Origin of the sequence: Streptomyces sp. NPDC059874 (assembly GCF_042731135.1) — a bacterium.
In the GTDB taxonomy this organism is placed as follows: Bacteria; Actinomycetota; Actinomycetes; order Streptomycetales; family Streptomycetaceae; genus Streptomyces.
The window spans coordinates 1-7,682 of sequence record NZ_JBHWJY010000155.1 but is presented as its reverse complement, the minus strand read 5'-3'; the positions used below and the strand labels follow the sequence as shown (position 1 = coordinate 7,682).

Here is a 7,682-nt window from a genome sequence, read left to right as displayed (position 1 = left end):
CGGCGAGGCGGCATTTGCCCTCCGGGCGAACCAGCCGCGCTTGGCGGACGGCAGCAGCCGAAATCCAGCCCCTCCGGCGTTTGAGGAGCGGGGTCTGGGGCGGAGCCCCAGGGAACGGTGGAAGGGCGGGGTGGGGAACAGCCCCGCAGGGACCGCGTCGGCCACCCCACCCGCGCTGGAGCTCCGCAGCGTAACGGCCGGGTATGACGGAGGCCTCGTCCTCCACGGAGTGGACCTGGCCGTGCGGGCCGGGGAGATCCTCGCCGTGCTCGGGCCCAACGGGGCAGGCAAGAGCACCGCCTGCCGGGTGGCGGCCGGATCGCTGCCCGTCACGGGCGGGGAGGTCCACATACACGGGCGGGACGCCACCCGCGACGGCGCCGTGCTCCGCTCGCGCGCCGGCGTGCTGCTCGCCCCCGAGGGCCGGGGCATCTTCCCCGCCCTCACCATCGAGGAGAACCTGGCCCTGTACCTCAAGGAGGCCGACGCCCGGGCCGCCGTCTACGCCCGGTTCCCGCGGCTCGGGGAGCGCCGCGGGGTGCCCGCCGGGGCGCTGTCCGGCGGGGAGCAGCAAATGCTGGCGCTGGCGCCGCTGTTGCAGCGGCCACCACGCGTGCTCATCGCCGACGAGCCCTCCCTCGGGCTCGCCCCGCGCGTCGTGGACGAGGTGTACGCGCTGCTGACCGAGCTCCGCGACGCCGGAACCGCGCTGCTGCTGGTGGAGGAGAAGGCCGCCGAGATCCTCGGCATCGCCGACACCGTGGCCTACCTCTCGCAGGGCCGGGTCTCCTGGTGCGGCCCGCGCGCCGAGGTGGAGGCGGACCGGCTCGCCGAGGCCTACCTGGGGATGGGGAGATGAACCAAGACACCGGGGACTACGTGCTCCGGGCGAGCGGCGTCAGTGTGCACTTCGGCGGGGTCAAGGCGCTGGCCGGGGTGGATCTCGGAATCCGGGCGGGTGAGGTGTGCGGGCTGATCGGGCCGAACGGGGCCGGGAAGACCACCCTGTTCGACGTCCTTTCCGGCATCCGGCGCCCCGACCAGGGCCGGTTGCTGCTGGACGGCGCCGACATCACCCGCCGGTCCCCCGTCTGGCGGGCCCGGCACGGCATGCGCCGGACCTTCCAGCGGCAGCAGCTCTTCGGGCAGCTCAGCGTGGCCGACAACGTGCTGGTCGCGCAGGAGTGGCGGGGCGGCGGGGGCGGGCCGGCCGCCGATCTCTTCGCCTCGCCCACCCGGCGCCGCAGGGAGCGCGAACGCCGGGCCCGGGGCGAGCGGGTGCTGGCGGACTGCGGGATCGGCGCGCTCGGGACCACGTACGCCGGCGGGCTGCCCGTCGGGCAGGCCCGGATGGTGGAGCTGGCCCGCGCGGTGGCCGATCCGCCGCGGGTGCTGCTGCTGGACGAGCCGGCGTCCGGCATGTCGGCGCCCGAGCGCGAGCAGCTCGCGACGGTGGTTCGGCGGATGGCCGAGGAGGAGGGCTGCGCGGTGCTGTTGGTCGAGCACAACGTGGCCTTCGTGATGGACCTCTGCGCGCGTGTGGTCGTACTGGACCTCGGCTCGGTGCTCGCGGAGGGCACGGCGGCCGAAGTGCGGGCCGATCCGGCGGTGCGGGAGGCCTACCTGGGGTCGCGCTGACCCGGTCGGGTGGCGGGAACCCGCTGCGGGGAGACGGCGGGGAGCGGCGGGAAGCGGCGGGAGAAGCCGTGGGAATACGTCGTACGAGGGGCCGGTTGTCGCCCCTCGTACGACGCCGTACCGCCGACGCGAGGAATCAACGACACGTGAACCAGGTCCCCACGATCAAGCTCAACAACGGCACGCTCATGCCCCGGCTCGGCTTCGGCGTCTGGCAGGTCCCGGACGCGGAGGCGGAGCGGGCGGTGGCGACCGCGCTGGAGGCGGGCTACCGCAGCATCGACACCGCGTCCGTGTACCGCAACGAGGTCGGCACCGGCAAGGGGATCGCGGGTTCCGGGATCGCGCGCGAGGAGCTGTTCGTCACCACGAAGCTGTGGAACGGGCCCAAGCGGAAGTGGAAGCGGGACGCGGTGCTGCGCGCCTTCGACGACTCGCTCGCCAGGCTGGGCCTGGACCACGTCGACCTGTACCTGATCCACTGGCCGCGCCCGATGCGCGACGACTTCGTCTCCATCTGGAAGACCTTCGAGGAGATCGCCGCGAGCGGCCGCGCCAAGGCCGTCGGCGTGTCGAACTTCCGTCCGGTGGACCTGGACCGGATCGCCGCCGAGAGCCCGCTGGTCCCGGCCGTGAACCAGATCGAGCTGCACCCGCTGTTCCCGCAGGCCGAGCTGCGCGCCGTCCACGCCGAGCGCGGGATCGCCACCGAGGCCTGGTCGCCGCTGGGTCAGGGCAAGGAGCTCCTCACCCTTCCGGCCGTCACCGAGATCGCCGCCAAGTACGGCCGCAGCGCCGCGCAGGTGGTGCTGCGCTGGCACCTGCAGCTCGGGAACGTCGTGATCCCGAAGTCCGTGACCCCCGCCCGCATCCGGGAGAACGCGGACGTGTTCGACTTCGAGCTGGACGCGGCGGACGTCGCGGCGCTGGAGGCGCTGGGCGCGGGCGCGGCGGGCCGGCGGATCGGGCCGGACCCGGCCGTCTTCGACGTGTGAGGCGGGCCGGGTGAATCTTTCCGAGGGGCTCTATCGGATCCGCAACGTGGAGAGCGGCCTGGTGCTCCAGCTGGAGGGCGCCTCCCGGGTGCGGGTGGGGCCCGACGGGCCGCCCGCGCCGGAGCCGGCCCGCCGCTGGCGGATCTCGCCGGTGCACAGCGGCGGCGGGATCTACCACGTGGTGAGCGAGGACAACGAGCGGCGGCTCGACGTCGCGAACGCCTCGACGGACAGTGGCGCGCGCGTGCAGGTGTGGCGGGCCAACGCGTTCGGCGCGCAGGAGTGGCTCGTCGAGGAGCACCTCGACCAGCCGGGCGTGGTCTCGCTGGTCGCGTGCATCAGCGACCTGCTGCTGGAGGCCGACGAGGAGGGCAGGGCCCGGCAGGGTGAGGACACCGACTCCCCCGCCCAGTGGTGGCGCCTGGAACCCGCCTGAGCCGGGGCCGGGGCGGAACTCGCGTCCGTTCCGGCCCTCCGCCCCGCCCCTAAGGTCGGCGCGTCCGGGAGCGGCGCGGGCCACGGAGCCGTCAGGGAGGGGCCGGGCGGCTCAGACGCGTACGAAAGCGCGCAGCCGGTACGTCGGCTCCGCGCGCGGGACGTCCTGGTCGGGCAGCAGTTCCAGGCGGGCCGCCAGTGCGGCCGCGGTGATGCCGCGCGGGATCACGCGTGAGGCGTATTGCCCCGCGAGCAGCGCTTCGGCGGAGCCGCGCGGGGTGCGGCCCTGGCCGTGGCCCCGGAAGCGGGCCTCGCCGGCGGGGCGCAGGCCCGCCCGCGCCGCGTGTCCCTCGACCTCCCCGGAGGCGTCCGCCGGGGTCGGGGTCAGGTGCGCGGCGAAGACGGCGTCGATGTCGCTGCCCACGTCGTGTGCGGAGTCCTTGTCCACGGTGGTGACGAAGACGCCGCCGGGCCGCAGCACCCGCGCGGCCTCGGCGATCACGGCCGGCACCAGCCCGGGCCCGCGCAGCAGGTGCAGCAGCCACACCGCGCTCACCGCGTCGAGCGAGCCCGAGCGCACCGGCAGCCGGGTCGCGTCGGCGAGGGCCGTCGGGATCCCGCGCCGCAGGGCCATCGCGGCCATGCCGTGGGAGGCGTCCGCCCCCAGGACGCGCAGTCCGGGGCGGTTCAGCCGGGTGGTGACGATGCCGGTGCCGCAGCCGAGGTCGAGCAGGGTGCGGGCGTGGGCGGGGAGCAGGTCGAGGACGGCCGCGGCGGCGGCCTCGGCGCGCGGGGCTCCGCCGCGGGTGGCGTCGTAGGCCTCGGCCTCGGCGTCGTAGTCGAGCAGGGGTTTCACATCCGGTATGTGTGTGGTCATCAGCTCGCACCGTGGGCCGGGGCCAGGGCTTCGACGCGCTCGGCGAGCGCGAAGTCGGACTCCGTCACCATCCCGCCCGCGTCGTGACTGTTCACGGAGAGCCGGACCGTGTTGTAGCCGAGGGTCAGATCGGAGTGGTGGTTCAACTCCTGTTGCACCGAGGCGATGTGGGCGACGAGGGCGCTCGCCGCGAAGTGGGTGTCCAGCCGGTAGGTCCGGAAGATCCGGTCGTCTTCGAAGGCCCAGCCGGGGAGTTCCCGCAACCGGTCCTCGATCTCCTTCTGTGACAGCGGCTCACTCGGCATGCACCGGCTCCTTTTCCCCGTGACGTGTAGTCAAGGTTCCCACAGCGCACGCCGGAGCAACCCTTTCGCGCCATAGTGCGCTCGGGTACTTCTGCGCCTTCCGTGGCCGGCCCGCCCCCCATATGCTCCTGCGCCGGACCTGACTGTTACCAGCGGTAACCAGGAAACGCGCACGGACGAAGGGGCGGCATCGACATGACCGGCACAGGCAGTTCCAGGCGTACGTTCATCGCGGGCGCGGGCGCGGCGGCCACCGCGGGCGCCCTGACCACCGCCATGGCGGTGACCCCGGCGGCGGCCGCCACGACGGCGGCGGCGGTCCCGCCGAACGGCCGCCGCGTCGCCGTGCTCGGCGGCGGGGTGGCCGGGCTGACCGCGGCGCACGAGCTGGCCGAGCGGGGCTACGCCGTCACCGTGTACGAACGCCGGGCGCTGGGCGGCAAGGCCCGCAGCATGGACGTACCGGGCAGCGCCCGCGGCGGCCGCCGGCCGCTGCCCGCCGAGCACGGCTTCCGTTTCATCCCCGGCATCTACCACAACCTGCCCGACACCATGCGGCGGATCCCGTTCCCCGGGAACGCCAACGGTGTGTGGGACAACCTGGTCGCCCCGCGCGAGATGATGTTCGCCCGGGCGGCCGGGCGAGAGGACCTGCGCGGGCCCATTCCCTGGCCCGAGCACTCCCCCGCCGAGCTGACGCCCGACGAGCTGCGGCGCGCCCTCACCGGCATCCTGCAGTCGCTGGTCCGGCTCCCGCTGCACGAGACGGCGTACTTCGTGAACCGCGCGCTCGTCTTCCTCACCAGCTGCGACGAGCGGCGCGACCAGGTCTGGGAGCGGACTCCCTGGTGGGACTTCGTGCGCGCGGAGCAGATGTCGAGCGAGTACCAGCGCATCCTCGCCGTCGGCGTCACCCGCAACATCGTGGCGACCAAGGCCGAGGAGGCCTCCACCCGAACGGTCGGCACCCTCGGCGAGGCGTTCGTCTTCAACCTGCTGGGGCGCGGCGCGGACGGCCCGCCGGACCGGATCCTCAACCTGCCGACCAACGAGGCCTGGATCGACCCCTGGGAGGCCCATCTGCGCTCCCTCGGCGTGGAGTTCAGGATCGGCTGGACCGTGCGCGAGGTGCGGTACGGCAGCGGCCGGGTGAGCGGCGTCGCCGTCGAGGGCCCGGACGGTGCCCGGCAGACCGTCACCGCGGACCACTACGTGAGCGCGATGCCCGTCGAACACGCCCGGCGCACCTGGAGCGCGGAGCTGCGGGCCGCCGACCCGATGCTCGCGCGCTGCGACAAGCTGGAGACCGACTGGATGACGGGCATCCAGTTCTACCTGACCGAACGCGCGCCGCTGGTGCACGGACACCTCAACTGCATCGACTCGCCCTGGTCGTTGACGGCGATCCAACAGGCGGAGCACTGGCCCGCACGGAACTTCCCCGCCGACTACGGCGACGGAGTCGCGGTCGACTGCCTGTCGGTGGACATCTCGGAGTGGGACAAGCCCGGGATCCTGTACGGGAAGACGGCCAAGCAGTGCACCCGCGAGGAGGTGGCGCGCGAGGTGTGGGCGCAGCTCAAGGCCTCCCTCAACGACACCGGCAAGACCTTGCTGAGCGACTCCAAACTGCACTCCTGGTTCCTGGACCCGGGCGTGGACGGGCTCGGCACCCCGAATCCCACCAACCAGGACGAGCTGCTGATCCACCCGGTCGGCACCTTCCACAACCGGCCGAGCGCGGGCACCCGCATACCGAACTTCTTCCTCAGCGGGGACTACGTGGCGGTGGACATCGACCTGGCGACGATGGAGGGCGCGAACGCCTCGGCCCGGGCCGCCGTCAACTCCCTCCTCGACCGGGACGGTTCCCCGAGCGAGCGGTGCGTGGTCCGGCCGCTGTACCGGGCGCCGGAGGTCGAGTCCGCCAAGCGGCACGACCTGTGGCGCTACCGTCTGGGCCTGCGGAACGTCTTCGACATGGGCTGATCCGGGCCGACTTGGGCCGAAAGCGTCGGCTACCGTCGTGGGCATGACCACCACGACACCCACGGTCGGCGCCCTGCTGCGCGCATGGCGGGAGCGGCGCGGGATCAGCCAGCTGGAGCTGGCGAACCGCGCCGACTCCTCGTCCCGCCACATCAGCTTCATCGAGACAGGGCGGTCCCGGCCGAGCGAGGAGATGGTGCTCAGGCTCGCCGATCGCCTCGACGTACCCGTCAGGGAGCGCAACGCCCTGTTGCTGGCGGCGGGTTACGCCCCTCATTACGCGCAGACGGCCCTGGACGATCCGTCGATGGAGACGCTCCGCGAGGGCATGCAGCGGCTGCTGACCGGCTACGAGCCCTACCCGGCGCTGGTCGTGGACGCCACGTACAACGTCGTGGCCGCCAACCGGGGCATCCTGATGCTGATGGACGGGCTGCCGGAGCACGTGCTGACGCCGCCGCTGAACGCCATGCGGATCACCCTGCACCCCGAGGGCCTGGCCCCGAAGATCCACAACCTGAAGGAGTGGCGCGGGCACCTGCTGGCCCAGATGGAGCGGCAGATCGCGCTGGCCCGCTCGGAGCCGCTGCGCGCGCTGTACGAGGAGGTGTCGGCCTACCCCGTACCGGAGCGGGCGGGCGACGCCGAACCGGCTGAGCCGGTTCCGTACATCGCACTGCCGCTGGTCATCGAGCACGACGGCCACCTGCTGTCCTTCGTGTCGTCGATCGCGACGTTCAACACGCCGATGGACGTGACCGTCGCCGAGCTGGCCATCGAGACGATGCTCCCGGCCGACCCGGCGACGGTGAAGTACCTGCGCTCACTCGGCGACTGAGCGCAGGGCGAGCTGCTGGAACACGGCGAACGAGGCCACCGTGACGGCCTGCGTCGGGATCCACAGCAGGCCGGCGGTGGTGGGCGTGAACCAGACCAGCAGGGAGACCAGGCTGAGGGCGGCCCAGGCGTAGTTCGCCTCGATGACGAACTTCACGGGGAAGGCGGGCGGCTGACGACGCGAGGCGAGCCAACCGACCCCGGCGCCGAACACGGTCAGGAAGAGGCCCAGTTCCAACAGCAGGCCCTGGTCGACCCCGAGCAGCCGGCCGAGCGGGGCGGAGAAGGCGACGTACGCGAGTCCGTTGCCGGTGGTGACCACGGAGTCGAGGGCGAGGAAGCGGCGCAGCGCGGTCTGCGGCTCGGTGGTACGGGCGAGGGCGCCGAGCAGGGTCGCGGACATGGGAGATCAGCCTCCATCGAGGTCGAGCGGGAAGGGTGGGGGCATCGGGTTCCGGTTCCGAGTGCGCGGCCCGGAACCCGATGCCCCAACCTTGCCGCGCCGCTCCGGCGGGGTCGATTACCTCAGGGGTCATGCCGCCGGCCCCCGGGCGGGGGGCGCCGCCCGCGGCCGGGGGGGAAAGGGGGCCCCCCCCCCCCCACCCC

Annotated in this window: 9 protein-coding genes; 6 read left to right on the top strand and 3 right to left on the bottom strand. The window is 73.2% G+C overall.

Annotation, left to right across the window (positions count from 1 at the left end; translation table 11 throughout):
- Nucleotides 1-130 precede the first annotated feature (130 nt).
- From ACFV9H_RS40810 to ACFV9H_RS40795, 4 genes are all read left to right on the top strand, one after another.
- Nucleotides 131-859 carry an ABC transporter ATP-binding protein gene (locus tag ACFV9H_RS40810; protein WP_385408964.1) on the top strand — a complete coding sequence of 243 codons (729 nt, stop codon included), beginning with the start codon at nucleotides 131-133 and terminating at the stop codon, nucleotides 857-859.
- A complete protein-coding gene (locus ACFV9H_RS40805; protein WP_385408962.1) occupies nucleotides 856-1,638 on the top strand; it encodes an ABC transporter ATP-binding protein in 783 nt (260 codons plus the stop codon). Before ACFV9H_RS40810 ends, ACFV9H_RS40805 begins: the two co-directional genes overlap by 4 nt.
- 146 nt (nucleotides 1,639-1,784) lie before the next feature.
- A complete protein-coding gene (locus ACFV9H_RS40800) occupies nucleotides 1,785-2,633 on the top strand; it encodes an aldo/keto reductase (protein ID WP_385408960.1) in 849 nt (282 codons plus the stop codon).
- Nucleotides 2,634-2,643: 10 nt separating this feature from the next.
- The gene (locus ACFV9H_RS40795) at nucleotides 2,644-3,069 is read left to right on the top strand and encodes an RICIN domain-containing protein (RefSeq protein WP_385408958.1); all 426 of its coding nucleotides are present in this window, start codon (nucleotides 2,644-2,646) and stop codon (nucleotides 3,067-3,069) included.
- 111 nt (nucleotides 3,070-3,180) lie between these two features.
- On the opposite strand, the gene ACFV9H_RS40790 is transcribed toward ACFV9H_RS40795, so the two are convergent.
- Both ACFV9H_RS40790 and ACFV9H_RS40785 read right to left on the bottom strand, forming a co-directional pair.
- On the bottom strand, nucleotides 3,181-3,915 hold the full coding sequence (locus tag ACFV9H_RS40790) for a class I SAM-dependent methyltransferase (protein ID WP_385408966.1): 735 nt from the start codon (nucleotides 3,913-3,915) through the stop codon (nucleotides 3,181-3,183).
- Nucleotides 3,916-3,944: 29 nt separating this feature from the next.
- On the bottom strand, nucleotides 3,945-4,250 hold the full coding sequence (locus ACFV9H_RS40785; RefSeq protein WP_385408956.1) for a 4a-hydroxytetrahydrobiopterin dehydratase: 306 nt from the start codon (nucleotides 4,248-4,250) through the stop codon (nucleotides 3,945-3,947).
- 195 nt (nucleotides 4,251-4,445) lie between these two features.
- On the opposite strand from ACFV9H_RS40785, the gene ACFV9H_RS40780 reads away from it, so the two are divergent.
- Together ACFV9H_RS40780 and ACFV9H_RS40775 are read left to right on the top strand one after the other, a co-directional pair.
- Nucleotides 4,446-6,239, top strand: a complete 1,794-nt coding sequence (locus ACFV9H_RS40780; protein ID WP_385408954.1) for an FAD-dependent oxidoreductase — start codon at nucleotides 4,446-4,448, stop codon at nucleotides 6,237-6,239.
- Between the two features lie 43 nt (nucleotides 6,240-6,282).
- Nucleotides 6,283-7,077, top strand: coding sequence for a helix-turn-helix domain-containing protein (locus ACFV9H_RS40775; RefSeq protein ID WP_385408952.1), 795 nt, complete (start codon nucleotides 6,283-6,285; stop codon nucleotides 7,075-7,077).
- On the opposite strand, the gene ACFV9H_RS40770 is transcribed toward ACFV9H_RS40775, so the two are convergent.
- Entirely contained in the window at nucleotides 7,063-7,479 is a 417-nt protein-coding gene (locus ACFV9H_RS40770) for a hypothetical protein (RefSeq protein ID WP_385408950.1), read from the bottom strand. The genes ACFV9H_RS40775 and ACFV9H_RS40770 overlap by 15 nt on opposite strands.
- Between the last annotated feature and the right edge of the window lie 203 nt (nucleotides 7,480-7,682).

What these genes read in the sequence shown, in the direction of transcription:
- ACFV9H_RS40805 (WP_385408962.1), top strand. Translation starts at nt 856, where the DNA reads ATGAACCAAGACACCGGGGACTACGTGCTCCGGGCGAGCGGCGTCAGT.
- ACFV9H_RS40785 (WP_385408956.1), bottom strand. Translation starts at nt 4,250, where the DNA reads ATGCCGAGTGAGCCGCTGTCACAGAAGGAGATCGAGGACCGGTTGCGG.
- ACFV9H_RS40780 (WP_385408954.1), top strand. Translation starts at nt 4,446, where the DNA reads ATGACCGGCACAGGCAGTTCCAGGCGTACGTTCATCGCGGGCGCGGGC.
- ACFV9H_RS40775 (WP_385408952.1), top strand. Translation starts at nt 6,283, where the DNA reads ATGACCACCACGACACCCACGGTCGGCGCCCTGCTGCGCGCATGGCGG.
- ACFV9H_RS40770 (WP_385408950.1), bottom strand. Translation starts at nt 7,479, where the DNA reads ATGTCCGCGACCCTGCTCGGCGCCCTCGCCCGTACCACCGAGCCGCAG.